Origin of the sequence: Thiocapsa sp. UBA6158, from assembly GCF_002423035.1 — a bacterium.
Taxonomy (GTDB): domain Bacteria; phylum Pseudomonadota; class Gammaproteobacteria; order Chromatiales; family Chromatiaceae; genus Thiocapsa.
In genome coordinates this window covers 1-25,962 of sequence record NZ_DIUM01000002.1, presented here as the reverse complement: position 1 = coordinate 25,962, position 25,962 = coordinate 1, and the positions used below count along the sequence as shown (strand labels likewise).

The window sequence follows — 25,962 nt, the reverse complement described above, 5'->3', positions numbered from 1 at the left end:
GGAGGTAGAGTCACCAATGATGCGGTGCAAACTGCTCGTTCAATGGCGATCGTTCCGACCAACGCAGATTCACTCCGCGAAGGGCTCGACCGCGATGACCTCCGCGCTCGTTTTCCCGATCCTCCAGCGAATGTTCAGATCGTAGAGCCGGAGGCCGAACTCCCGGCGCTCGGGATAGCGATCCATGTAACCCGGGCGCGGGTCCTGGGCGAGGACCTGCTCGATCAGCCCGCGCAGTCGGAGCGTACCGGTCGGATCGGCTTCGGCAATGCCATGTAATGCCTCCACGGAGAAGGCGACATCGGCAGCGACGCTCTCGGGCGCCGCGGCAAAACCGCTGCGGGCTCCGGGGATGTTGTCCGCGTACGGCACATAGGGCTTGATGTCCAGGACCGGGGTGCCGTCCAATAGATCGACGCCCCGAACCTTAAGCGCGAGCCCGTGCGCATCCCTGATGAGTCCAAGCTGCTCGACCGCGGAGATCCCGATGGGGTTCGGCCGATAGGGCGCGCGGCTCGCGAAGACGCCGACACTCTCGCGGCCGCCGAGACGCGGCGGTCGCACCGTCGGACTCCAACCGGCGGTCAGACAATCCTCGTGAAAGACAAAGAGGATCCAGACATGCGAGAAGCCCTCGAGTCCCTTGAATGCCTCTTCTCGGGCAAACTCGGGCAGAAGCTCGACACGCGCCTCGGCGGCGGTCACCAATCCGGGCTGGCGTGGGATCCCGAACTTGTCGGTGTAGGGGGAACGTACGTGGCCGATGGGTGCGAAGGTGAAGGACATGCGCTGGCCTGCTGTCTTGGGATAGAGCCTATTATGCTGGAGAATGTCGCCGGCCTCCCGCCGCCAGGCTCCGGTCGTGACGTGCGGGATCGCTTTGGCATGGGCCCGACCGCGCTGCGCCGGGATCACTCTCCGGCAAGACGAGCGCACACCGGGATCTCGAAGGGCAGGTGGCTGGAGGCCGGCGGCCGGCGGCTTTCCCCGAGATGACGGGACCGACCAAGCCTCCCGGACGCGGCGCGACCCTGAACCCGGACTCACGCTATTCGGCCGAGCGACGCGAGGCCGAAGACGACGGCTGGCCCCTCGACGATGAGCTCCCGCCCCTGCGCACGCAGCTCGGGGTGGACACGAGCCGCACCCTCATCAGCTACAACCAATCGCCCGACATCCCCTTTGATCGCTCGGCAAATCCGTTCCGCGGCTGCGAGCATGGCTGTATCTATTGCTATGCGCGCCCGACACACGCCTGGTTGGGTCTATCGCCCGGGCTGGATTTCGAGACCCGCCTCTTCTGGAAGCCGGATGCGGCGCGCCAATTGGAGCATGAGCTGGCGGCCCCGAGCTATCGCCCCGCAACCCTGGTGCTCGGAGCGAACACGGATCCCTTTCAACCGATCGAGCGACGCCTCGGGCTGACGCGCTCCCTGCTTGAGGTGTTCCATGACTGTCGCCACCCCGTTGCCATCACCACCAAGTCGGCCCTGGTCCTGCGCGATCTGGATCTGCTGGTCCCGATGGCCGAGCTTGGACTGGTCGCGGTGCAGATCTCGGTGACGACGCTCGATGCGCACCTGGCGCGTCGGCTAGAGCCGCGGGCAGCCTCCCCAGAGCGGCGCTTGGAGGTCGTGCAGAGGCTTGCGCAGGCCGGCGTGCCCGTCGGCGTCCTGGTCTCGCCGCTGATCCCGGGTCTGACGGATGTCGACCTGGAGCGCATCCTGGCGCGAGCCGCTGCAGCGGGTGCGTCCCGTGCCGGCTGTCTGCTGATCCGTCTGCCGCGCGAGGTTGCAGAGCTTTTCGCTGCCTGGCTCCGAGCGCATGTCCCGGATCAGGCCGAGCGGGTTCTGAGCCTGATCCGACAATGCCGAGGCGGACATCTCAACGACCCGGAGTTTGCCTCTCGCATGACCGGGCGAGGCCCGGTCGCCGAGCTGCTCGCTCAGCGCTTTCGCCTGGCCGCGCGGCGTTTGGGTTTGGACCGACAAGACAGCGGATGGGATCTCGACGCGTCGCGCTTTCGCCGGCCGCAGCTTCCGGGGAGCCAGCTCGATCTGTTCGAGCAGGATTAAACCGCGCCCAGCGCGGTATGCGATGTTTTTGGATGGGATCGGCTCCGGCAGGCTTGACGACCGCTGGAGTCTGCGCGGTTTAAGCGATTAAAAAATGTATCATTTTAAACCGCGTCCCCGCTAGGGGTTGTGGATGCGCCAAACGTCGAGTTCGCTCGAAAATGAGCATCTCGCTCTGGACGCGGTATAGGGCAGCGTGAGCGGCGAAAGAGGCGGGGTGGTCGGCGGTTAGTGAGTCATTGGCTCTCAGTTGTTAGCTTCCAGCGTCCAGTCTCCACCCCACCCCGATGGATCGTGCCTGGTCTGGATCCTCTGCTGAGAGCTGATCGCTAATCGCAGGAGGCAGGAGGCCGTCACCCGGAAGCTCTTCGCTCCCGCGCTGTCATCGCTTTGTCACGCCCCGCGCATTCCCTTATCCTTCACGCGCTTTTAGGGCGCGAGGGGGTCGCGCCTCATCTCCAAACCAAAAGAATCAGGGGCGCGACGATGTTGAAGGAGGGTGGAAGACTGTTGGTGGCTGCGGTCGGGCTCGGGGTGACGTCGCTGACACAGGCGTACGATCTGCCCGCCGTGAATCTCGGGTTTACCAGTTTTCTCGACGGCGCGCCGCCGGCGGGGCCGGGCTGGTACGCCCAGCAGTACGTGCAGTTTTATCGCAACGGGCGCCTCAAGGATGCCGGCGGCGCCGACCTGCGCCTGCCGACCGCGCGCGGACTCGAGAAGGCGGAGGTCGAGGCGAATATCGGTCTGACGCAGGTTCTCTATCAATCGGATCAGCCCCTCCTGCTCGGCGGCAAGTGGGGCATGAATCTGATGTTGCCCTACGCCGGCTTCGATCTGGATCCGAAGGACAACTTCGCGATTTCGGCGAACGGCGGTAATTTGGGCGACCTCTTGATCGGGCCCTATCTGCAGTGGGATCCCGTCATGGGTCCCAACGGACCGAAATTCGTGCAGCGTGTCGAATTCCAGATGATCTTCCCGACCGGATCCTACGACGCAAACGATGCGTTGAACGTCGGCAGCAATTATTTCTCCTTCAACCCCTATTGGGCGGCGACGGCCTTCCTGGCGCCGAAATGGACGGCCTCGTGGCGCCTGCACTATCTCTGGAACGCCGAGAACGATGATCCCTACAAGCCGCTGCGCGCCAACGATACCCAAGCCGGCCAAGCGGTTCACGCCAACTTCGCGAGCGCCTACGAGGTGCTGCCGAGTCGTCTGCGCGTTGGCATCAACGGTTATTTTCTCAAGCAGTTCACCGAGAGCAAGATCGACGGCCGAGGCGTGCGCGACAGCGAGGAGCAGGTCCTCGGCATCGGACCAGGGCTGGTCTACCACTTCTCCAAGCACGACCACCTCTTCGTGAACGCCTATTGGGAAACGGAGGCGGAGAATCGCCCCGAGGGCTCCAGGTTCAACCTCAGATTCGTGCATCATTTCCATTGAGACTGAACCGCGTCCCGTCCGGTGTGCGCCGGGCGGAGTCCGATCGGCGCTGCCGGATCCTCGGGAGGTTGGAGTCGACGCGGTTCAGGTGCGTGTTTGTGAAATGAAGAATCCGACGGTGGTTGTCCGCTGTCGTCGCTGGTCGGATTAGTCCGTTCCAGCGACGAAGCGCGCGATGTCGGCGGCGAGGTCTCGGAGCAGCGCATCGGGGATCGCCTCTGCGCCTTGCGACAGGGCGAGCGCGCGCATGAGCAGGCCCGCCTCTTCTTGGGTCAGGATGCCTTTCGGCAGGGCCTCGCTGTAGAGCCAGATCCCGGCTTGTTGGGGTGTCGGCGGGGTCTCCTGCTCGGCGCGCACGGCGGCGCAGGCGAGAAGGGCGCCGAGCAGCAGGTCCATCGCCGGGGCGGGGCAGGCCTGTTGGATCAGGACCTCGGCACCCCGGAGCTTCTCCCGCGCCCGCGACAGCAGTTTGGGTTCTTGCGGGCTGAGCCGGTCTTTCGAGGGCTCGACCAACGGGCGCGCCCGAGCGATCGGAGAGGCGTCCCCGAGCCGCCGCAGCCCGCTCAGCGTTCTCGGGTCGATCAGTGCCACCGGGACTTGGCCGGAGATCGCCGCAGCAAGCCGATCGGCCTCGGCATCGACCCGATCCAAGACCACCAGCAGGCCGCCGCCGGAGCCGAGGATCCGCTCGATTCGGGCGCCGAATGCGTTCTGGACGGCCTCGATGGCATGACGAATGGCCTCTTCCATCTCGGCATCTCGCGTCGCATCGGCGAGCGGGATGGGCTCTGCCCGCTCGACCGGCGTGTCGTCGGTCGGCGTCGTCACGTCGGCACTCAAATCGATGTCCGGACTCGGTGTGAGTTCGGAGTCTGCCGGTTCAGATGCCGGTTCTTCGGAAGGTCCTTCCTCGGCCTGCTCGCCTAAGGTTTCGGTGGCTGTCGTGGGGACTCCGGGCAATCCGGCGAGATCGTCCGCCAGCACCTCCACCAGCTTGCGCGAGACCCCGACGACATCTTCCGTGGCGTCTTGATCGACCACGTTCTCGAAGAGGTTGCGCTTGCCCTGGACCAGCTCGAGGACACGGCACTCGTAGGACTCGGCGGCGACCAGCAGGATGATCTGGACCTTGCGGGTCTGCCCGAGACGGTGGACCCGGGCGATGCGCTGATCCAGTACCGCCGGGTTCCAGGGGATGTCCAGATTGACCAGGACCGAGGCCGTCTGCAGATTGAGCCCGACCCCGCCGGCATCGGTCGAGATGAAGACCTGACAGCCGTCGTCTTCGTTGAAGCGATCGATCAGGCCGCCGCGTTTGGCCGTCGGCACACCACCGTGCAGGCGGATGCAGCCGAGTCCCAGCGCGCGCACGCGCTCCTCCACCATCCGTGTCATCTGCTCCCACTGCGAGAAGACCACGGCCTTGAGTCCGGATTGCAGACAGAGCTCGTCGAGCAGATTCGCCAGCTCGTCGAGCTTGGGCGACCCCTCGGTTTCCTTGTCGACCAACCCGGCGGCGTCGCAGGCCATGCGCGCTTGCTGCAGATTGGCCATCAGCCGGTTCGACTCGCCCGGTGTGAGGGGGCGACGCTTGGCGATCTGCGCCAGAATCCCGGCGGCCTGAATGCCGGCATCGTGCAGCTCTTGCTGGCAGGCGTCGAGCGGGATGTCCAGGCGGCTCTCGATCCGGTCGGGGAGCTGATCGCGCACCAGTTGGCGGTCGCGACGCAGCATGACGGGCGCGAGCCGACGCCGCAGCTCGGAGAGGTTGCGGTAGCCTAGTACCTTGCCGCGCTCGTCGGTGATGTGGAAGTCCACCAGATAGCGCCAGAGCGGGCCGAGCACCTTTTGGTCGACCACCTGCATCAGGCTGTAGAGGTCTTCGAGCCGGTTCTCGAGCGGCGTGCCGGTTAAGGCGAAGGCGTAGCGCGAGGGGATGCGTTTGACGGCCGCGGCGATCTTGGTGCGCCAGTTCTTGATGCGCTGTGCCTCGTCCAGGATCACCAGATCGGGGCGCAAGATCTCGGCGATGATGCTGCCGTCGCGCAGGACCAGCTCGTAGTTGACGATCAGGAAGCCGCTGCTGCCTCGGTACTGGGCGGCTCGCGTGGCGGCCGGTCCCTGGATCACCCGCGCCTCCTGACCGGTGAACTTGCGGATCTCGCGTGCCCACTGTTGCTTGAGCGAGGCCGGGCAGATCACCAGGATTCGCTCGACCTCCGCATGGCTATGCAGCCAGGCGGCCGCCGAGATGGCTTGGAGCGTCTTGCCGAGACCCATGTCGTCGGCCAGCAGCGCCCGACCGTTGGCGGCCAAAAAGGCTACGCCCTCGACCTGGTAGGGATAAAGGCGTGCGGTCACCCCCGGCAGGCGTCCGCCCGAGGCACGGATCGCCTCGCCGATGTCGCGTGCACGCTGCCGCTGGGCGGCCTGCTCGGCTAGACGGCGGGCGAAGCCGAGCGCGTCTTCACCCAGATCGATGTCCCCCCGCCCGGCCAAGGCATCGGCCAGGCGCAGAAAGTCTTCGGGCAGACGCCGACGGTAGGCGCCCGTGTCGTCGAAATGCGCATCCAGCAGCGCGACCAGCTCGGGATCGAGCGGGTTGTCCGGACGTTGCATCGCCCGGTGAAGACGGATCTGTGGGGCAGGATCGCCCTCCCAGTCGAGGTAGACAAAGGGGGAGGGCGGTCCGACGGTCCTCAGGGATTTGGCGTCGCGCCGTTTGGCGATACGGTGCAGCACCGCCTCGATGTGCTTGCAGGTCCCCAGCTGGTTGGTCGCAAAGTCCGGGCAGGTGCAATAGTTGGCGCGTCGGTCGAGCGAGCGGATGTGCACACGGTAGCTGACCGGAACATGGGTGGAGGAGACGAGCGAGCGCGCGCTCCAGGCCCCGTAACCCGGATCCCCCGAGAGGTGTTCGACCCGGACCTCGGTGCGTCCGCGTTTCACCCGCTCGTCGATCGCGCCTTCCACCGCACCGAGCAGCTCGCCCTCGGCCGCCCCGCGTGCCGAGCGGGCAAAGAGCGCGGCGAGTGCATGGACACAGGGTCGGTCCGAGGGTGTGCCGCAGTCGCACAGACAGACCAGATTGCCGTCGCCGTCGTAACTCAGCTCGAGCGCGACGATCTCTTCACGTTCCTCGTCTTCGACGTCCGCACGCAAGTAGGCACCGTCCAGCTGCAACTCGGCGACGCGGTTGTCTCTGTAATGGCGCAAGCCGTCGCGCACCCGGTCGGCGGTGGCCAGGGCGTGAAGCTGATCGTGATCGAGGGTGAAGGGATCGAGGTCGTGCGTCTGGTCTAGGCCGGCGTGCATGGAGACGGATATTCCCGGTTTTTGGTCGGTTCCCCATATTAAACCGCGTCCGGCGGGTGATGCGCTGTTTTTGCGTTGAGGCACCGTCGGGTAAATGTACCGGGGATTGCCGTCTTTGCAACGGCTATCAAAGATAGAACAGGATCGTCAGATAGTGGCTGATGCTGCCCGCGAGGACGAAGAGGTGCCAGACGCCGTGTGACCAGGAGAAGCGCCTGTCGAGTGCGTAGAAGACGATGCCGAAGGTGTAGAAGAGACCACCGGCGACGAGTCCCCAAAAGCCGACCGGGGGTAGGTTTGCCACCAGGGGCTCGAGGGCGAGGACGATGAGCCAACCCATCGTAAAATAGATGATCATCGGCAGGATTCGCCGCCCTCGATGCGAAAGGCTGTCGATCAAGATACCGATCACGGCGAGGGTCCAGATGGCACCGAACATCCACCATCCCGTTTTCCCCTGCAGCACCAGCAGGCTGAACGGGGTATAGGTGCCGGCGATCAGCGGATAGATGGCATCATGGTCGAGGATCTTGAAGACCCGCTTCGCGCGTCCTCGCAGGCTGTGATACAGGGTCGAGACGAGGTAGAGCAGGAAGAGCGTGGCGCCGTAGACGCTGAAGGTGACGATACGCAGCGCGCCGCCCTGAATCCCGGCGAGGGTCACGAGCACGGACACGCCGATCAGCGCGAGGGCCGCGCCGACCAGGTGCGAGATGCTGTTGAAGCGTTCGCCTGCGTACATCGAATGCGAACCCTCGCGAACTCAATTCCCGGCGATGCGTTGTCCACCGACGAGCCAGGTACGCAAGCGGTTGGAATCGCCGACCGGCGTGAGCTTTCCGACGGCGTCCAGGAAGACGACATAGAGTCGCCGACCGCCGATCCGGGTCTGCATCACCAGGCAATGTCCGGCCTCGTTGATGAACCCGGTCTTGCTCACCTCGACATGCCATTCCGGGTTGCGCACCAACGGATTGGTGTTGCGATACTCCAAGGCACCCTGGCCGGCGAAGGGATGAACCGTCATTTCCCCGCGTGATCCGGCCTCGCGGATCAACGGGTATTGGGCCGAAGCGCGGACCATCTTGACCAGATCCTCGGCCGTGGAGCGGTTGCGGTTGTCCAGCCCGCTGCTGTCGGCAAAGGAGGTATCGTGCATCCCGAGCGCTTGGGCCTTGCGGTTCATGGCCGCGACGAATTGCGGGGTTCCGCCCGGCGAGGTGCGCGCGAGCGCGGCGGCAGCGCGATTGTCCGAGGACATGAGCGAGACCATCAGCATCTCGTGGCGCGATAAGGTCGCTTGGCCGATGCGCAGGCGCGAACGGCTGTGGCGCAGGGTGTCGCGATCCTCCTCCGTGATGGTGATGGGCGCATCCAGCGAGACGCCGGAGTCCAACACCACCATCGCCGTCATCAGCTTTGTCACCGAGGCGATGGGTTTCACCTCGCGGGTGTTTTTGCCGTAGATCCGATTGCCCTGCTCGTCGACGATCAGTGCGCTCGCTGAATTGATCTTCGGACCGGAGGTGCCGGAGCCCTGCTGCTGACTCGCGGCGAAGGCGTCGCTGCAGAGGATCAGGCCGGCGATCATCAGCGCGGACAGGAGCATCCGGCCGATGTTCTTGATCGCGTGACCCTGTCGGGCCGGCGGATACAGGGTCTCGAGTAGATTGATCGGCGACAACGACGATGGGGGCATGAGAGGCAAATCTCGGCGATAATGAGCGGTGTGTGAACCCTGTCCGGCATGACCTGCATCCTTCTTGCGGGCGCAGCGGCCTCGCATGAGTCCGGGGCTGCAGCGGCGGACGCGGTTCACATGAGTCGACGTAGAGCCAAGGGTGGCTGGATATCCGGCGTCGGCGAGAATTATTGCACAGGATCGGGCAATCGCCAGGGTCGAAAGGGGCCGGTTCTGACCGGGCTGCCGGCCGCTCGGGGTCGCGGGCGTCGCTGTTTCATCGGAGAGTCGGGGTCAAGGTGCCGATGCGGAATCACTGGACACGGTGGTCGGATCGCTGGCGCGGACTGCGCGAGGCGCTGCTGGAGCCGCGGGTCGACGACGCGAGCCTCGGCGCGGCCTTGCGCGAGGCCCGTGCGCGTCACCCGCTCCCGGTGGTCTGGCTGATCGGCAAGACCCAGTCCGGCAAGACCTCCATCATCCGCGCGCTGACCGGGAGCGGACTGGCCGAGATCGGCAACGGATTCCAGCCCTGTACAGCGACCACGCGGCTCTATGACTTCCCGACGGACGCGCCCCTGGTGCGCTTCCTCGATACCCGCGGTCTCGGCGAGGTTGCCTACGACCCGAGCGCCGACATTCACTACTGCGAGTCGCAGGCGCACCTGCTGTTGGCCGTGATGAAGGCGACCGACATCCGCCAGGACGATGTCTGGGAGGTCCTGCGGCAGGTGCGCGGTCGCCACCCGGAATGGCCCTTGGTGATTGCGCAGACCGGACTGCACGATGCCTATCCGCCGGACGGCGAGCATCCCTTGCCCTATCCCTTCGGGGACGCCGACTGGGCGGAGACCGTCCCGGTCGATGTCGCCCGTGCGCTGCGGGCGCAACGCGATCGACTCGGCGCGCTTCCGGGCGAGATCCCGGTGCGTTGGGTCCCGATCGATCTGACGCTTCCCGAGGACGGATTCGAACCGTCCGACTACGGTCTGGATGCCTTGTGGCAGGCGATCGACGGGGTCTCGTCGCTGCGCCTTCAAGCCCTGCTGCGCAGCGATGCCGGGGTGCGCGACGCCTATGCCCGATCCGCCCATCCGCACATCGTCGGCTATGCGATTGCGGCGGCCGGTGTCGGTGCGATTCCCTTGGCGGATCTGGTCGGCGTGCCGGCAATCCAGGCGAAGATGCTGCAAAGTCTCGCCGCGCTCTACGGACAGGATTGGGATCGGCGTGCCATCCTCGAGTTTCTGGGTCTGCTCGGAACCGGCATCGGTGTGGCCTATGCCGCGCGCAGTGCGGGCCGGGCCGCGGTCAAGCTCATTCCGGTGTGGGGCCAAACGGCCGGTGCCATCTGGGGCGCGACCGCCAGCGGTGCAACGACCTATGCGCTCGGCAAGGCCGCCGGCTTTCACTTCAATCGCCGACGCCGGGGTCTGCCGGCGGACGCAGAGGGGGTGCGCCGCACCTTCGTCGAAGGGTTCGACAACGGTGCGGCCCTCCTCAAAGACCTGGTGAAATCGGATCGGCCATGAAGAAACTCCTGAGCCGCATCGATCGCATGCGCCTCCTTGCACTTGTGCTGTGGGCGGTTCCCGTCGCGGCGCTCTTGCCGCTGGGGCTGCTCTGGCTGTGGCAGGTCGAGGCACTGCGCTACTGGCTGGTCGCGCTCGTCCTCTTCAGCGCGGCCGGATACGGTCTGCAGGCTTGGCTGCATCGGCATGAGCGCCGGTTGCTCATCATAGCGGAGACCGAGCCGGATCCCGATTGGCCACCTGCCGCCGAAGGCGCCTGGGCTCTGGTCGAGGACCTGGCCGCGCAGACCAAACCCGAGGACTGGCCGATCGGGGAGGGCGACCGGCTCGGGGTCTTGGGACAGCAGACGCTCGAGCGTGTCGCTCGGCATTTTCATCCCGACGTCGACGAGCCCTTGTTGGAGCTGACGGTGCCGCACACGCTCCTGATCGTCGAGCGTGCGAGCCGTGATCTGCGCGAGACCATCACGGACCACATCCCCTTCAGTCACCGGCTCACGGTCGGCTCGCTGATGCGCGCCTATCGCTGGAAGCCCTTTGCGGATCGCTTGCTCGGGCTTTATCGCGCCGGACAGTGGGTTATGAATCCGGCCAATGCCTTCTTGACCGAGGCATTGGCCCAACTGCGCGGTCGCGGCTATGCCTTGGCGCAGGACGAGCTGTATGGCTGGATCCTGAAGGAGTATGTGCGCAAGGTCGGCGCCTATGCGATCGAGCTCTACAGCGGTCGGCTCCTGCTGTCCGACGCTGCTCCCGAGGCTCGACCCACAGCGACATCCGCGCGTGATCTGCGCGCGTCCGACGCGGCCGAAGAGCCGGACGGGGAGCCCTTGCGGATCCTGGTGCTGGGCCGCTCGAATGCCGGCAAGTCCAGTCTGATCAATGCCCTATTCGGCCAACTGCGCGTGGCGACCGATCTGCTGCCGGACACGACCAAGATGCTCACGCCCTATCGTCTGGCGCACGAAGGGCTCGATCTCGCCCTGATCTACGACACGCCCGGATCCGACGCGATGGACGAGCAGACCCTGCGCACGGCGGCGGGCGACGCCGATATGATCCTCTGGGTCAGTGCCGCCGATCGCCCTGATCGTCACGCCGATCGCGAGACCCTGGACAGCTTGCGCGCCGCCTTCGCCGAGCGTTTGACCCGCCGTCCGCCGCCGCTGCTCGTCGTGCTCAGCCATATCGATCGGCTGCGCCCGGTGCGCGAGTGGCTACCGCCCTATGACTTGGCCGAGCCGAAGAGCCTGAAGGCAGAGAGTATCTTGGCTGCCGTCGAGGTGGTGTCGGCCGATCTTGCAGTCCCGATCGCGAGCGTCATTCCGGTCTGTCTCGCCGGAGGGCGAATCTACAACGTCGAGGATGTCCTCTGGGCGGCCATCCTCGATCGCCTGGACGCCGCCCAACGCTCGCGTCTGCTGCGCTGCCAAGACGCGCGCAAACGCGAGGAGAACTGGTCGTTGGTGCACAGACAGTTGGCCAACGCCGGTCGTTTCCTGCTCGAGCTGCCCAATCGAAACACGGGCGCGAGAAATCGGCGATAGCCCGACACCGGAATCCCCGAGCATCCCCCCGCCGGAAGCAGCAAGCTGACAGCAGGAGGCAGGAGGCAGGAGGCAGGAAGACCTAAACCGCCGACGGCGCCTGCCTGATCCCCGCACGACCGCTGAATACCTCGAGATCGGATCGAACCAGCGCCCAACAGGGTGCGCCGAGCTCCTCTTTCGGCCCGCTCACCTCGACCTTCAGAAAGAGATCGGGCTCCTCCAGATAGATACAGAGCCGCAGCTCGATCGGACGATTATCCGCGGTATCCGCGGCGTACAGCTCGAGGGTCAGATCGAAGGCGTTGCTCGACAGACGCGGCCGTCCGGTCTCGACACTGACCAAGCCGCAGTTCGGCTCGGCGCAACGGCGACGCAGGGCATAGCCCAACTCACGATCGCAGAAGACACAGAGCGCGCGTTCGACCTCGGCGAGGCGACGTTGCGCCTCTCGCAGGCGATGGGGGTAGGGGACCTCGTCGCGGATCTCTTCGCGCAGCACGCGCCTGAGCCGATCGAACGCCTTCGGCAGTGTTCCGCTGTGAAAACCACGGCGGAGCATCCCGCGCATGGTCTCGCCGTGGCTGCCGATCACGGCCGGCTCGATCGGTGTGCTCGACAGATCGGATCGGCGCACCGCCTCGATCCGGGCGGTGTCATCTCCGACCGGGTTTGCGCCCGCGTGATTGGCCGCGTAGATGCGCCGATTCTCCTTGAGCTCCCAGACCAGGAAGCCGGCCAAGCCCGGCAACAGGAGGATGGTGACGGTGACGAAGGGGTAGGCGATCAGCTTCGGCAGGAAGGGCTCGGTGAGTGCAACCAACAGCCCGGTGAGTGCCGGCAGGAAGGGCAACATCAGCTTGTGCGCGATGGTAACCAAGGGGAAATGCTTGATCGGATTGACCTGCGGCTCCACCAGCACGGTCACGTAAAACTGGATGACGGACTCGGTGAAATTCCAGACAGGCGCAAACAATGCCTTCACGACAAGTGCGAGCCGTGACTCTCCGAGCTGATGGCTCAGTAACTCCTCGATCCGATGCAGCCCCTGCTCGAAGCGGCGTGTCACCTCCTTGAAGAAATGCAGCAGCTCGCGAACCAGTCCGATCACCAGGGTCTGGTTCAGTCGACGCAGCATCTGCCATGCAGCACTGGCGGCATTGTCGAGCATGCGTCGACCCGCAGGCGTGTTGCGCGCCAGCGTGCCGATCGCAAAAGCCGGGATCAGCAAGGACAGGCCGTAGTCAATCTCGACCCCGTCGATCAGCAGGCCGAGTCCCACGAAGGGGAGCACGATCAGCAGTCCGATGAACAGCGGCTGCACCAGATTGCGATCCAGACCGCGGATCAGGCTCGTCGACAAGAGTCGCGCGACCGGCGCCCAACGCAGCAGTCTGCGCATCCCGTCGAAAAGCAGTAAACGAACTGTCCAAGCGATGACGCGCCAGATCGATTTGGCGATCGCCCGGCCGACGCGGGTGTAGGCGAACGCATTGATCAGCAGGGCGAGCAGCAGCACCAGCCAGAGGGGCGCTAAATCAATGGCGCTTCCCTCGGGCGCGATCAGGCCGGCCAGGATGTCGAGCGTCTTGAGTCCCAGATAGGCCAAGCCGGTCGGCAGGATGAGATGGCGCAGGATCAACCGCCCTCGCGGCGTGCCGAACAGAGGCGCGCCGAGCTGCTGCAAGCCCTTGACATAGAATTCGCCCGGTTTGTAAACGCCGGGCAGGTTCCGGGCGGCGATCCGATCGAAATGCGCCAAGCGGTCGCCGTGGCGAATCTCCTCCAGGGTCGGGTCGGGCAAGCGCAGGATGTTGCGTGCGACGATATCGCGGACGTCCGTGAACTTCAGATGCCGACGGTGCTGGATGACGTCGAGCAGCTCCTCGCGCATCTTGTGGGCCGCGACCCGCTCGCGATGGTTGGTCGGGTTGAAGCCGGCCTCTTCGAGAGAAGCGCGAAGGTGGGGTCTGATCTGGCCGGCGAGTCGCGTGGACAGCTGCTCGGAGAGGCGCTTCAGGGGGACCGAGAACCGCTCGACCTCGCGGGTAGGCCACTCGATCTGCTCGAGCCGGCTCGATGCGACCGCCAGTGCTCGCAGCGCCTTGAGTCGGGCCTGAAAGGGCAGGATCTGTCTCAGGCGCTCCTTTCCGCCGCTCGCTGCCCAGTGAAAGGGACGCAGTCGGTAGTAGGTGGTGCGGCTCTCGAGCAGAACTCGTTCCAGGTCGCGCAGGATCAGATACGCCGAGCGAGCCGAGCCGGCGCGCATGACCTCCTCGCCCAAGAGCGCAGTCAGAGCAGACAGCTCGCGTGCCGTGTCCGGGCTCAGCTTCGAGTTCGCGGCGATCAGATCCGCCAAGGTGCTCTGCGCCGCAACAGCACGTTGCGCGAGGATCGCGCGGACCGCGTCGCGCGCATCCAGACAGGGCTCGCCCATGGCGATGAAGCGTCGCCGGGCCAAGGCCAGGTTGACGAGTGCGGCGGCATAATGGTCGTCGAGCTCGGCGCGCTGCGCCTTACGCACGGCATCGGCGAACAGGGCCAGATGCAGATCCAGCCAGATCCCGCGGGGTCCCGCCTCGGAGCGTTTGCGACTCAGACGCCCCGGGATGGCGAGCAGTGCATCCAGCAGTGGCGCGACCGGGGTGATCGCGATGTCCCGGAGACGCGTTTTCCAGTCCCGTCGGGCCAATTGCGAGGCTTCGCGCAGCACCGCGAGACAGCGTGCCTCGATCTCGTCGACAGGGGACGAGATCGCCGTATCCGCGACGTCCTGAGATGCGGGCTCGTCCGGGACGAGCGGCGTTTCGTGGTTCTGCCGGGCGGCGATCGCGCGCGCGAAATCCGGATCCGATTCCCCGTAGGGCAGGCCGGACGGGAGAAGGGGCAGATACTCGGGCACGCCGCAGCGGTGATCCGGGCGGGTATGCTCCAGCAGGCGCGGCAGCCGCCCGCCCTGCAGCGATCCGGGCAGATCGAGTCCGCTCTCGATGAGCCACAGATCGAGCGCGTCCCAGTTCCGGATTGTCGGAAAGAAGAAACCGCGTGCGCCCGGCGAAAAATAGCGCAATCGGGCGATCAGGGCGACGAAGCTGCGACAAATGAAGGCGTCGCCGATGCCCGCGGGGACGACCCCGTCGCGCGTCATGATGTCGCGCACCTCGGCCAAAGCGAGCGGGCCGATCCGGCGGGTCAGTCCGATCGGGCCGAACGGATCCCCATCGAGATTGTCGTCGCGCGCGATCTGCCAGGCGCGCGCGACCTCGGCCTCGAAACGCCGAGCCCAGTAGTCGCGCAGCAGTCTCGTGAAGCCGACACGGTCGAGTCGTTGCTCGGGCGGGATCGGCAAAAGGATCACGTAGTCGGGCAGATTGAGCCCCTCGATGACGGCGAGTGCCTCCGGATTCTCCGACTCCAGGCCGGTGAGAAAGGCCGTGGAGGGCATCAGGTAATAGGCGAGCTCCGGGATCGAGATGTCGCGCGCCTCTGTCGCCAGATGGTCGATGATCAGGCGCTCGATGGCCCTTGGATGGAACAGGAAGACGCCTTCGGCCGGTTTGAGGACGCGCCCGCGGAAGAGCTTCGCGGTGGTCTCGGCGCTGGCGGAGGGAGTGAGGTCAGACACGGGGCTCGCGATGCTGGGGCGAAGGGGTCGGCATGGTCTGGGGGGCGGCGCGTCGTTGGCCCGGGGCGAACCCCGCACCCTATCGTAATTCCATTGGTCTTGATAAGGAAACCGATCGGGCTTCGCCCCCGAGCCGCGATTGCGTCTTCGCGGCTCGGCGCTGCACGGCCGATTAGGCCCTGGCCGGGATCGGTCCATCGCTCTCCAGGATGCCGGTTTCTCCTTCGCTCTTGGCGATGATGACGGCGCCGCAGGAATCGCTGAAGACGTTGACCGAGGTGCGCATCATGTCGAGAAGTCGATCGACCGCCAGGATCAGGCCGATCCCTTCCAGGGGCAGGCCGACGGCGGTCAGGATGATGGCGATGGCGACGAGGCTGGCGGCCGGGATGCCGGCCACGCCGATCGAGGTCAGGAGCGCGAGGATCACGATCAGGATCTGGGTCGCGAATCCCAACTCGATCCCGTATGCCTGGGCGATGAACATGACGGCGACGCATTCATAGAGCGCGGTCCCGTCCATGTTCACTGTCGCACCCAAGGGCAGCACGAAGCTCGAAGTCCGGTTGGAGACCCCGGCGTTCTTCTCGACACATTCCATGGTGAGCGGGAGCGTGGCCGAGGAGGATGCGGTCGAGAAGGCCGTGAGCAGCGCCGCACCCATGGCGCGATAGTGACGGCTTGGCTTCACCCCGCCGATGAACATGAGCAGCAGAGGCAGGGTCACGAAAAAATGGATGCCGAGCGCGATCGTGACGCTGAAGAAGAAAAGCGCAAGCGGTCCGAACGCCTCCAATCCGGTGTCCGTGACCGTCTTGGCGACGAGTGCGAAGACCCCGATGGGCGCGAAGCGCATCACCAGTTCGGTGATCTTCATCATCACCTCGAAGACGCCGTTCCAGAAGTCGAGCTGTGTTTGCGCAAGTTTGCCGCTGAGGCGCGTGATGAAGAAGCCGTAAAGCAGGCTGAAGAAGATCAGCCCGAGCATCTGCCCCGCTGCGGCTGCGGCGACGATGTTCGTCGGCACCATGCGCAGAAAGATCTCGACGATGTCGGCGGCGCCCTTGTCGGCGAATTGGTCCTCCAGATCGCTCTTGGTGGCCGACAGCCCGAATACCTCCTCGGCCGTTCCCTCGACCACACCCGGCTGAATCAGGTTCACGACGAGCAGCCCGACGATGATGGCGAGCAGGCTCGTCATCGCGTAATACCCGATGGTCTTGCCCCCGAGACGTCCGAGATTGCTCGAGTCGCCGATTCCGGCGACCCCGACGATGATCGAAGACACGATCAGGGGTACAATCAACATCTTTAGGGCGTTGAGGAAAAGCTCGCCCAGAAAGTCGAAGATCCCGTACAGAGTGACCCCGAAGAGACCGGTGTCGCGCTCGATCAGCAGCCCGATGACGATCGCCAGCACAAGGGCGATCAGGATCTGCCAGTGGAGCTTCATTTTGAGAACCGACATCGACGTCTCCGAATGGCTCTGAGGTTGTCCGGCACGGGTCGTCGCGCACCTGATTGCGGGATCTCGCATCCGCGTGGAAGAGCTCGGCGATCCCAATTCGCCGAATGTCGAGCCGGCTCGGCGTGCTCGAAGGGGGTTCGGAAAACCGCGGATACGGGCGCATCTTATGCCGTACGCCGTGCCGAGACCAGACCGTCACAGCACACATAGAGCGAACATCGTCAGCCATGCACTATCGCGTCTACTACTTGTTCGAGCGTTCGGGGGAGTCGGTCTCGTCTGCGAGTGCGCTGGAGGTCAGCAGCCGAGAGATCCGCGAGCAACTGCTGCCTCGTCTGCAGCATGAGGACGATTATCTCGGGATCATCGATCACGCCGAGAACACCCTGCAGATCCTTCGCGAGCCCGGCTCCATCCGTTACTGGGTGGAGCTTCCGATCGACGCGGCCAAGGCATCCTACGGCCGGCACATGGATTTCGAAGAGGTGCAGCAACTCATCCGGGAGCTGCCGTCGGTCTTCGATCGCGAAGCCATTCCCGGACTTGAGTATCGCCCTTGGTGAGCCGTGATGGATGAATCGACACGCAAGATCCAACCGGTTTCGGCGGAGCCGGAAACGACCGATCCACTCAGGGCCACGACCGGTTTCGTCTATCTTCTGCAGGCCCTGTCGTTCATCTTGGGCGTGACCTCTGTCATCGGCGTCGTCGTCAACTATCTGCGTCTGGCCGAGGTGCGGGGAACCTGGCTCGAATCCCATTTTATTTGGCAGATCAGAACCTTTTGGTTCCAAGTCTTGTGGGGCCTCGTCGGTCTGGTCACCAGCGTGTTTTTGATCGGCTTTCTGATCTGGGGCGTGGTGTACTTCTGGACCCTCTATCGGGTGGTCAAGGGGTGGCTGAATCTTGCGGAAGAGCGGCCGATGTATGCCGACTGAACCGCCTCTCGGGTGACCTTGCGCCCTCGTCGCATATTGCCGGCTCGGCGTGGTTCAATCGGGGTCGGAGCGGACGCGATTCAGATGTTTCGACAATCGAGAGACCGCCGGGCGTAGACCGCCGAGGTTTGGTTGTGCCTCGCACAGCTCGGCTCGACGGTCCTTGCGGCGTGGATCGCTCGACACAGGTGTGACATGGCCGAGTCAGGTCGAGCCAAACGCGGGCAGGCCGGCAGGGTGGGCGCGTGCGAGCGAAGTCCACCGAACAGCGCCGGCGCCGGTGGACTGCGCTGCGCTTGTCCACCCGACCGATCCTGGCGTGCCCGACGTATGAGCGAAGCCCGCCGAGTTGTTTCAGCGCACCGCCATGATCAGCAGGACAACCAGCGCGACGACCGCACCGAGCGGCAGGAGTGCCGCCTGCCAATCCCCCTTTTCGGCCTTCGGGCCGTTCTCCTGCCAGTGTTTGTAGGCTGGCCAAAGATAGAACAGCATCAAGACGAGTACCGCGGCGGCGGCGATCTTCAGTGCGAGTTCCATGGGTTGAGTCTCCGGTCGTCGCTTGGGTTGGCGTGTAGCGCCGAAACAAAAACCCCGGCACGGGGCCGGGGTTTCATGCCCGAGAAGGGGCGCGTCGATCAGTCGTCGCCCATGATCCCGAGGATCTGCAGCAGACTGATGAAGATGTTGAAGATGGCGAGATAGATCCCGTAGGTCGCCATGATGTAGTTGGTCTCCTCGCCCCGCGCGATCCGGCTGGTATCGAACAGGATGAAGCCGCTCATCAGCAGGATGATGGCCGAGGAGATCGCCAGCGAGAGTGCCGGCATCTGCAGGAACAGGTTTGCCACGACAGCCAGGATGACGACCATCATGCCGGCGAAGATGAATCCGCCCATGAAGCTGAAGTCACGCTTGCTGGTTAGGGCGTAGCCCGACAATCCGAGGAAGATCGCCGCGGTGCCGCCGAACGCCAAGCCGACGGTCTGCGGACCGTTCGGAAGGGCGAGATACATGGACAGGATCGAGCCTAGGCCGAACCCGAGCAGGCCGGTGATCAGGAAGATGACACCGATACCCTTGGAAGAGTCGGCCGTGCGCGGAAGCACGAAGATGCCCATCAGCATCGCGACGATTACCGAGACCAGGTACATCCAGCTCGGCACGGCGAGTGCGATCGACACCATCGCCGTGAAGGCGCTGAAGCCGAGCGTCGCGGCGAGCAGCAAGTAGGTGTTCTTGAGCACCTTGTTGGTCGAGATGACCGACTGTGCGCTGCGGGGGATGGAAAAATCAGTGTTGGCCATTGATGTGGTCGCTCCGGTTACGAGAGGTTCAAGCTGCCGAGTCTGACTCGGCGGGAAGATCCGAGTTCCTGAAGGATACCTGATGGAGTCGCTCGCGCAAGCGTCAAGGCGGTTGGGTCCGCGGCGGACATGCGCTATCCTTACCCCCGCTGTCGCTTGGTGACTCATGCCCTGCAGTTCCGGGGGATTGCGCCGGGCGATCGATCCGGAGAGGTGGCTGAGCGGTCGAAAGCGGCGGTCTTGAAAACCGTTGACCCTCGCGGGTCCGTGGGTTCGAATCCCACCCTCTCCGCCAAGTAAATCAAGCTATTGGCGTTGTTCTCCTTCCACCCCTACCGCATTCACGGCTCGGATCTGAGCCAAATCTGAGCCAACAGCTTCTAAACCTGGTCTATAATGGTGCCGTGTGGTGTCGTCTCGACAAGGCGCGACGAGACGATTTCGAACCCGGAGGGCGACCCCGACCCACCGGAAATTTCGAAGCTTCCACCGGAAAAAACGAAGCCCCGCGACGCTCGCAACGCCGGGGGCTTCTGACCACCACCAACCTGGTTAGGAGGTTCGGCTATGGCTGCATACGAGTGTAGCGCGGTCGGACTCCGGGAGTTCAGACCGTGGCATCTATCCGCAAGCTGACGGACGGCAGAAACAAACCCTGGCAGGTCCGTATCACCCGAAAGGGTCAAACCCTCCCACCCGAATACTTCCGCACCAAACGCGAGGCGTCAGCGTTCGCCGCGAAGGTAGAGGCTGATTTCGATCTTTGGTCCAAGGTGCTCGGCGGCGAGCTGCGACGCCACACCTTCGCGGATCTGGTGGACCGCTACATGAGCGTCTACCAAGGCAAGGACGACAGTCTGCCCGCGCGCATGGCTTGGTGGAAGGATGAGTACGGCGACCGCTCGCTATCCGACTTCACCGACGACACCCTACGCGACGGTCTTGCTCGGCTCGCCGAGGGCACCGCCAAGCAAGGGGGGCACAAGGTCACGGAGACCGAGCGCAAGCTCTCGCCCGCTACCCTGAACCGCTACAAGACGGCTGTCGGGACGCTCTACAAGGCCGCGATCGACGCGGGTTGGTACGGCATCAAGATCAACCCTGCCGCGGGGATCCGCCAGCGCAAGGAGAACAACTCCCGCTTCGGGCGCTGCCTGGAAGACGGCGAGCGTGAGCGGCTGCTCGATGCGTGCGATCGGTCCGCTACCTGGCCGGATCTCGGGCTGTTCGTCCGGCTGGCCCTGGCCACCGGGGCACGCCGCGGGGAGCTGCTGAAGCTCGAATGGAGGGACGCGGACCTTAAGGGCGGGTCGATCCTGCTGCGCGCAACCAAGAACGGAGACGATCGGCGTGTTCCCTTGCTCGGGGAGGTCCGCACGCTGCTGGCGGAGCGCGCCAAGGTTCGGCGCCTGGATGACCCGCGCGTCTTCGCCTGGAGCACCCGCAAGCAAGAGAAGATGCAGCCGGCCGAGCGGGAATTGAGCGCACAACCTGTCGATGACGCATGGGCCAGCGCCAAGGCTGCCGCGGGGGTCGAGAACCTTCGCATCCACGACCTTCGCCACTCGTGCGGCTCCTACCTCGCCAAAGCCGGCGCGTCCGCCTTCCAGATCGCCGCCATTCTCGGGCACCGATCCGGCCCCGGATTGACCGCCCGCTATGTTCACCTGGTCGCGGAGGATTCACGCGACCTGATGGAGTCGGCACTCGGAGGGATCACGGGAGGCACCCAGGTATGAGCGCCCATCGCCGAGGTTGGGACGATGAGAGCGCGCACCTGTTTGCGGAGGTCGCCGCGCTGGTGGAGAACGACAATCGCCGCCGATCCGAGCGGTCGCGTGCGCTGCTTCGCGAGGCGCGTGTTGCCAGCCTAATCATCAACGCAAAGGCCGGGTCCGTTGATGCATCGCGCGCGGTCTGCGATGCCGCGGCCGACTACATCGAAGTCGGCGAACCGCTACCGGAATTGCTGCGGGCGTACATGATCGAGGCGTTGAGAAAGGTCGCGCAAGGCGACGACGCCCGGCGATCTTTTCGAGTAGCGCGCGGTCGCGGGCAATCGAAAGACCCGATGAAAGACCCGATGGCCATGAAGGAGTTCGAGCGGATCATCCACAACCGCGTTCTTGCCCTTATCCATTTAGATGGCCTGCGGCTCGGTAAAGCCTGCGACCAAGTCTGTGAAGAGATCGCGCAACTCAAAGGCGATTTCGATTCCCCGATGTTCGGCGCCGAGTTTGACGACAGCTACATTCTGAAGATCTTCAATCGCAGGAAGGTTGAGCTCCCCGGATTCGACGGACCCATCTTTCTCGGTTAATTACACGGACTGAAATCGCCGATTTCAGTCCGTTACAGCGCTATAACTCCGCGCGATGCTGCGCCTCACGAAACAACGTGAGGATGCAAGCATGACCGCGACAACCCCGCAGGCCGGCGCAACGCTGGACCTGTCCGACATTACCCCCTTCGCCGAATTCTGCCGCGAGTGCGAAAAGCGCAAGCTCGCAACGCGCGCCCAACTGCAATGGTGGATGCGCTATCGCCGACAGAATGGCTTGCTGTCGTCCGGCGCCGTGGTTGAGCGGAAGGTCAACCCGAGCGCGAAGAAGGCGATGCTGTTCGTCGTTCGCCCGCGCTTCGTCGCATGGCTGGCCGCGTCCTCCGAGACGCTGGCCGCGGCATAGGGAGGTGCCGACCATGAACCCATACCAAGACGAGCGCCGCGTCGGCGGAGTGATCCTCGCCCACCGTCAAGAGCTGCGCGACACGACCGCAGCAATCTACAGCGCTGCCAGCCTGTTACGCGACGTGCTCACCGAACAAAGCGTATCCGACACCGACGAATGGCCGGAAACGTGGGACGCGAACCGCCTCGATGCGGTTCTGGCCTTGATCGAGGCCGCGGGCAAATCGCTCTATCTGCGCGTGGTGAGTGCGGTCGGGGAGGGGCAGGAATGACCCGCCGCCGACACCCGCCAGCCTGACCGGACCCGCAACCCATGAACCAACCCACCGCCCTCAGCGCAAGAGTGCTTTCGGCATCGACATCCCCGAGGATCTACCGATGGCACTGCCCGAAAACGAAAAACCCCCGACCGTGACGAGCGGCGGGGGCGTAAAACAACAAGACAAACAACCGATTGGCGAGACGAAGTATAGCATCGAGGTCGGCATCCGTCTCGGCGCTGCCTGCTTCGTCGGTGTCGCGATTGCCTCATGGTGTTCCGGCGTGGGTCCGGTTCTCGGAGGTGCGGTATGAGCGCGCACATCCAGACCGCACTCGCCGCGCTGCAATCGGCCGGGTTCCCCTTCACCGAAGTCGTCGCAGACAGCCGATTCCGTCGCCAGCCTCACCAAGATTACTACTGGTACATCGCCAACGTCGGCACCTTCTCCGATGGCCGGCCCTGGCTGACCGTTTCGGCCGGCGACGCTCGGGAGAACGGAGGCGTCTACAAGGCGACTTTCACATGGAGGTCTTACCGCTATGGCGAGCTTACCGCGGCCGATCGGTGGTCCCTGCGGACCGAGCGCAAGGTTAAGGAAGCCGAGCGAACGGTGCAGCTCACCCAAGACCAAGAGGCCGCGCGTCGGCGTGCCTGCCTGATCTGGTCCAAGGCCCGGCCCGGACACCACCCGTATCTCGCGCGCAAAGGGATCCAGGCCGGGAACACCCGCGTCTCGGGGAAATTCCTCGTGGTCCCGGTCTACGCGCTCGACGGCAACCTCGTGAACGCGCAGACCATCGCCGCCGATGGCGATAAGAGCGTCCTGACGGGCGCCCGATTCGCAGACACCTATCACCCGATCCGGTTTCACGGCATCAATCAGTCGCGTTGCCTGTTGGCCGAAGGATTCGCAACGGCCATGACACTGCACGTCGAGGCCGGCGATCCGGTGATTTGTGCGTTCTGCGCGGATAATCTCGTCAGGCTGGCGAAGCGCCTACCGCGGGAATTCCCCGGCGTAAAGGACTGGATTGTCTGCGGCGATGCCGATCCGGTCGGTCGAGCGAAGGCGATCGAGGCCGCGAAGATCCTCGGCGGCCGTTGGGTTGTTCCCGATTTTACGGGACTGCCTGCGGGACCGAAGGATTCGGATTTCAACGATCTGGTGCGCCTTCAACGGGAGGTGCAGCCATGAAATCGAATCTTGCGGAGCAGCTCCGCAACGCGCGGCCCGTGAACGTCGAAGACGCTCAAACCGCCAACCTTCTTGGCAAAATTTTTGATGCCGCGAACGGCGCCGAGACGGGCGGGAAAAAAATACTCCCGGAGAGTAACTCTCCAAACGACGTTCACAACGTTCACGATGTTCACACGGAGGAGCTGGACGAAGAAGTACCGGAGAATCTTGACGACGCGATCCCGGACGATGAACTAGCCGAAGCGATCGCAGCCGTGAACGACGCGCTCAAGAGGTGCGTGGACGATCCCGGAGTGCTTGCGTCGGCGGATTTCGTCGCCGCCGTGAAGCTGGTAAGGGAGCGCGACCAATCCGAGTGGGTCAGGATCCGCGTTGCGCTCAAGAAGGCGAAGCCGAGCGGAGTCCTGCTGTCGGAGATCGACAAGGGCACCGTCCCGGACGGAGAGGGGTTCGATGATTCGTCGGTCGCAGACGATCTCGTTGCGCTGGTGCAGGGGCGCGCGGAGCTGTTCCATGCCGAAGACGGTGCCTGTTTCGTTGCGCTCAAGGAGTCGCCGCGCAAGGTCTTCAAGCTCGACACCACGGCTTTCTCCGAGTGGCTTGGATACGCCTACTACCGCAACACCGAGTCCGACACCCGTCCCGGTCGCGCCGCCAGCGAGACGGCAATCCGAACCGCGCGCTCGGTGTTGTCCGGCATCGCCAAGAACGACGGCGAAGAGCGAAAGACATGGTTGCGCGCCGCCGAGCACAAGGGCTGCTATTACCTGGATCTCGGCGCCAACGACTGGTGCGCAGTGGAGATCGACGCGCGCGGCTGGCGTGTCGTGGAGCATCCGCCCGTCTATTTCTGGCGGTCATCGACGACGCGACCGCTGCCGATGCCGATACCGGGCGGAAAGCTCGACAAGCTATGGGCACACCTGAATGTCCCGGAGTCGTCGCGAGAGCTGGTCCTGGCGTGGCTGCTGGAATCACTCCGGCCGGAAACGCCTTTCCCGGTCCTGGAATTGGTCGGCTCGCAAGGATCCGCCAAGAGCAACACCCATGCAAAGCTCCGACGCTGCATCGACCCGAATGCCGTGGATCTTCGCGCGGCACCCAAGTCGGTCGAGGATCTGTTCGTCTCGGCTGGCTGCAACTGGATCGCCAGTTACAACAACCTGTCTCGACTTAGCTCGCAGGTGCAGGATGCGATCTGCAACCTTGCCACGGGAGGCGGATTCGCTGGCCGCACGCTCTACACCAACAGCGACGAAACCCTGATCGAAGCTAAGCGGCCCGTGATCCTGAACGGGATTGTCCCGTTGGCCACGGCGCAGGATTTGACCGATCGCGTGATCCATATCGAGCTACCGGCGATCGGCACCTACCGATCAGAAACCGACCTAAATGCCGCGTTCGAGCGCGACGCACCGTCAATCGTCGGCGGCCTGTTGGACCTGTTCGTGAAGACCCTCGCCAAGATCCCGGAGGTCAGTATCGAGTCGCCGCCGCGTATGGCGGACTTCGCGGTCCTCGGTGAAGCGATGATGATCTCGTTGGGAAAAGAGCCAGGCGATTTCATGCGGATCTACTCCGAGAATCGTACCGATTCGGTCGCTCGCAGTCTGGAATCTTCGCCCGTTGCGGTCGCGATTAGAGCAATGGCCGATGCGCATACGCACCCGACCGACCCGGTTTTCGACGGCACGATGGGGGCGCTGAAGGCAAGACTCGATCTGGAGCGAGACAACGCGGAGGCATGGCCTCGGTCGCCGCGCGGGCTCGGCGACGTGCTGCGTCGTCAACTGCCGGCACTCGCGCAAATCGGCATCAAGGTCGAGATCGGTAAGGCCGGGAGGGCGGGCGTCATGGTGACGATTCGGAAGCGTGAACATTGTGAACGTCGTGAACGTCGTTCTGACAGCTACTCTCACGGAGAGAAATATTCTACCGGCTCGGAGTCGTTCTGATGGGCGCCGCCGAATCCCTCTACCGCGAAATGGTCTCCTTCGGTCTCAGCGTGGAAGAGCACGACGGGACGCTGTTCGTCTCGCCGATCGAGCAGATTACCGATGCTCTACGGGCCCAGATCCGAGCCTATAAGCCCGAGCTGTTGGCGCTGCTGACCGGAGCCGCCAGCGGCCCAGCGCACCATCACCGCTGGCTCGTCACCACACCGACGGGCGAGGTCTTCAGTCTGTCGCGCACCCCACCGGCAACCTTGGCCGAGATCGCCGCCGACTACCCCGGCGCTCAGGTCGAGCCCGAGCCTGAGCTACCTCCCGGTCCGGCGCTGCATCCCGACGACATGGCCCTCGCCTTTGCCCTGCTGCGTCACTGGGGCGAGACCGATACCGCGATCGGCCAAGAGTGGATTGACGGGCTCGCCAGAGATCCTGAGCGACGGCGGCAGATGTATGCCGAAGCCGTGCGGCTCGGACTGGCGACCTTCGACCCGGAGCCCGAGGCGATTGCTACGGCTACGGTTGCTGCACCTGCTACGGGCGCCGTGTGTGCGCGCTGCGGGCAATGGTCCCCGAACCCGACCAATCCGACAGGCGGGCTCGGGCGATGCCTCACGGACGCCCCGGCGAGCCGCAAGGCCGGCGCCTGCTGGCCTTGGCCGGATGCCGATGTTCGATGCAGGGAGTTCGATCCGGTCGCCTCCGTACCCGAAGCCGCAACCCATACCGCGAGACCGACACCATGACCGACCCGAACCCACTCACGCCAGCCGAACAAGCCCGTGTCAAGGCCATTTGCGAGGATGTCCGTCCGATACTTAAAGAGGCTGTCGCCATTCGCGACGCAGCCGACAAGATGACCGCCCCGTCGCTGCTGCTGCATCTCGCACAGCGGGGAATCGAGCTAGGAGCCTGTCCGACTTGTCG

Annotated in this window: 23 protein-coding genes and 1 tRNA gene; 16 read left to right on the top strand and 8 right to left on the bottom strand. The window is 64.5% G+C overall.

The annotated features are described in order from the left end of the window. Window positions 1-69: 69 nt before the first annotated feature. Window positions 70-786 (bottom strand): tRNA (N6-threonylcarbamoyladenosine(37)-N6)-methyltransferase TrmO, encoded by a 717-nt coding sequence (gene tsaA / locus B4N44_RS00190; RefSeq protein ID WP_296695456.1) that lies wholly within the window; start codon window positions 784-786, stop codon window positions 70-72. 206 nt (window positions 787-992) lie between these two features. On the opposite strand from tsaA, the gene B4N44_RS00185 reads away from it, so the two are divergent. Together B4N44_RS00185 and B4N44_RS00180 are read left to right on the top strand one after the other, a co-directional pair. After that, the gene (locus B4N44_RS00185) at window positions 993-2,075 is read left to right on the top strand and encodes a PA0069 family radical SAM protein (RefSeq protein WP_296695454.1); all 1,083 of its coding nucleotides are present in this window, start codon (window positions 993-995) and stop codon (window positions 2,073-2,075) included. 486 nt (window positions 2,076-2,561) lie between these two features. Continuing rightward, window positions 2,562-3,524, top strand: coding sequence for a SphA family protein (locus tag B4N44_RS00180; protein WP_296695451.1), 963 nt, complete (start codon window positions 2,562-2,564; stop codon window positions 3,522-3,524). 147 nt (window positions 3,525-3,671) lie between these two features. Here the strand turns inward: B4N44_RS00180 and B4N44_RS00175 are convergent, their stop codons facing one another. From B4N44_RS00175 to pbpG, 3 genes are all read right to left on the bottom strand, one after another. Then, on the bottom strand, window positions 3,672-6,839 hold the full coding sequence (locus tag B4N44_RS00175) for an SNF2-related protein (RefSeq protein ID WP_296695448.1): 3,168 nt from the start codon (window positions 6,837-6,839) through the stop codon (window positions 3,672-3,674). 127 nt (window positions 6,840-6,966) lie between these two features. Then, entirely contained in the window at window positions 6,967-7,581 is a 615-nt protein-coding gene (gene trhA, locus B4N44_RS00170) for a PAQR family membrane homeostasis protein TrhA (protein ID WP_296695446.1), read from the bottom strand. Between the two features lie 21 nt (window positions 7,582-7,602). Further along, window positions 7,603-8,538, bottom strand: coding sequence for a D-alanyl-D-alanine endopeptidase (gene pbpG / locus B4N44_RS00165; protein WP_296695443.1), 936 nt, complete (start codon window positions 8,536-8,538; stop codon window positions 7,603-7,605). Window positions 8,539-8,825: 287 nt separating this feature from the next. Here pbpG and B4N44_RS00160 point away from each other — a divergent pair, with 287 nt between their 5' ends. After that, entirely contained in the window at window positions 8,826-10,052 is a 1,227-nt protein-coding gene (locus tag B4N44_RS00160) for a YcjF family protein (RefSeq protein WP_296695482.1), read from the top strand. Further along, the gene (locus B4N44_RS00155; RefSeq protein WP_296695440.1) at window positions 10,049-11,599 is read left to right on the top strand and encodes a GTPase family protein; all 1,551 of its coding nucleotides are present in this window, start codon (window positions 10,049-10,051) and stop codon (window positions 11,597-11,599) included. The genes B4N44_RS00160 and B4N44_RS00155 overlap by 4 nt, the downstream gene beginning before the upstream one ends. A gap of 82 nt (window positions 11,600-11,681) precedes the next feature. On the opposite strand, the gene B4N44_RS00150 is transcribed toward B4N44_RS00155, so the two are convergent. Both B4N44_RS00150 and B4N44_RS00145 read right to left on the bottom strand, forming a co-directional pair. Then, complete coding sequence (locus B4N44_RS00150) at window positions 11,682-15,224, bottom strand: sulfite exporter TauE/SafE family protein (protein WP_296695437.1); 3,543 nt, start codon at window positions 15,222-15,224, stop codon at window positions 11,682-11,684. 172 nt (window positions 15,225-15,396) lie between these two features. Continuing rightward, a complete protein-coding gene (locus B4N44_RS00145) occupies window positions 15,397-16,692 on the bottom strand; it encodes a dicarboxylate/amino acid:cation symporter (RefSeq protein ID WP_296695436.1) in 1,296 nt (431 codons plus the stop codon). A 227-nt stretch (window positions 16,693-16,919) separates the two neighbouring features. Here B4N44_RS00145 and B4N44_RS00140 point away from each other — a divergent pair, with 227 nt between their 5' ends. Further along, entirely contained in the window at window positions 16,920-17,255 is a 336-nt protein-coding gene (locus B4N44_RS00140; protein WP_296695434.1) for a hypothetical protein, read from the top strand. Window positions 17,256-17,261: 6 nt separating this feature from the next. Then, window positions 17,262-17,630 (top strand): DUF4870 family protein, encoded by a 369-nt coding sequence (locus B4N44_RS00135; RefSeq protein ID WP_296695431.1) that lies wholly within the window; start codon window positions 17,262-17,264, stop codon window positions 17,628-17,630. A gap of 354 nt (window positions 17,631-17,984) precedes the next feature. Here the strand turns inward: B4N44_RS00135 and B4N44_RS00130 are convergent, their stop codons facing one another. Further along, window positions 17,985-18,170 carry a hypothetical protein gene (locus tag B4N44_RS00130; RefSeq protein WP_296695429.1) on the bottom strand — a complete coding sequence of 62 codons (186 nt, stop codon included), beginning with the start codon at window positions 18,168-18,170 and terminating at the stop codon, window positions 17,985-17,987. A 98-nt stretch (window positions 18,171-18,268) separates the two neighbouring features. Then, window positions 18,269-18,937 (bottom strand): Bax inhibitor-1/YccA family protein, encoded by a 669-nt coding sequence (locus tag B4N44_RS00125; RefSeq protein ID WP_296695426.1) that lies wholly within the window; start codon window positions 18,935-18,937, stop codon window positions 18,269-18,271. Window positions 18,938-19,144: 207 nt separating this feature from the next. On the opposite strand from B4N44_RS00125, the gene B4N44_RS00120 reads away from it, so the two are divergent. The 10 genes from B4N44_RS00120 to B4N44_RS00075 all read left to right on the top strand — a co-directional run. Then, window positions 19,145-19,232: transfer RNA gene (locus B4N44_RS00120), tRNA-Ser, on the top strand. Window positions 19,233-19,551: 319 nt separating this feature from the next. Continuing rightward, window positions 19,552-20,676: a tyrosine-type recombinase/integrase gene (locus tag B4N44_RS00115; RefSeq protein ID WP_296695423.1), complete on the top strand. Its 1,125-nt coding sequence runs from the start codon at window positions 19,552-19,554 to the stop codon at window positions 20,674-20,676. Continuing rightward, window positions 20,673-21,257, top strand: coding sequence for a hypothetical protein (locus B4N44_RS00110; protein ID WP_296695420.1), 585 nt, complete (start codon window positions 20,673-20,675; stop codon window positions 21,255-21,257). Before B4N44_RS00115 ends, B4N44_RS00110 begins: the two co-directional genes overlap by 4 nt. A 91-nt stretch (window positions 21,258-21,348) precedes the next feature. Then, on the top strand, window positions 21,349-21,624 hold the full coding sequence (locus B4N44_RS00105) for a hypothetical protein (protein WP_296695417.1): 276 nt from the start codon (window positions 21,349-21,351) through the stop codon (window positions 21,622-21,624). Window positions 21,625-21,637: 13 nt separating this feature from the next. Beyond that, window positions 21,638-21,898: a hypothetical protein gene (locus B4N44_RS00100; RefSeq protein WP_296695415.1), complete on the top strand. Its 261-nt coding sequence runs from the start codon at window positions 21,638-21,640 to the stop codon at window positions 21,896-21,898. A gap of 106 nt (window positions 21,899-22,004) precedes the next feature. Next, window positions 22,005-22,199 carry a hypothetical protein gene (locus B4N44_RS00095; protein ID WP_296695413.1) on the top strand — a complete coding sequence of 65 codons (195 nt, stop codon included), beginning with the start codon at window positions 22,005-22,007 and terminating at the stop codon, window positions 22,197-22,199. Next, entirely contained in the window at window positions 22,196-23,083 is an 888-nt protein-coding gene (locus B4N44_RS00090; RefSeq protein WP_296695410.1) for a hypothetical protein, read from the top strand. Before B4N44_RS00095 ends, B4N44_RS00090 begins: the two co-directional genes overlap by 4 nt. Beyond that, entirely contained in the window at window positions 23,080-25,041 is a 1,962-nt protein-coding gene (locus B4N44_RS00085; protein ID WP_296695407.1) for a hypothetical protein, read from the top strand. The genes B4N44_RS00090 and B4N44_RS00085 overlap by 4 nt, the downstream gene beginning before the upstream one ends. After that, on the top strand, window positions 25,041-25,781 hold the full coding sequence (locus tag B4N44_RS00080) for a hypothetical protein (protein ID WP_296695405.1): 741 nt from the start codon (window positions 25,041-25,043) through the stop codon (window positions 25,779-25,781). Before B4N44_RS00085 ends, B4N44_RS00080 begins: the two co-directional genes overlap by 1 nt. After that, window positions 25,778-25,962: hypothetical protein (locus tag B4N44_RS00075; protein WP_296695402.1), on the top strand; the 185-nt coding region annotated here is incomplete at its 3' end. The genes B4N44_RS00080 and B4N44_RS00075, both read left to right, overlap by 4 nt.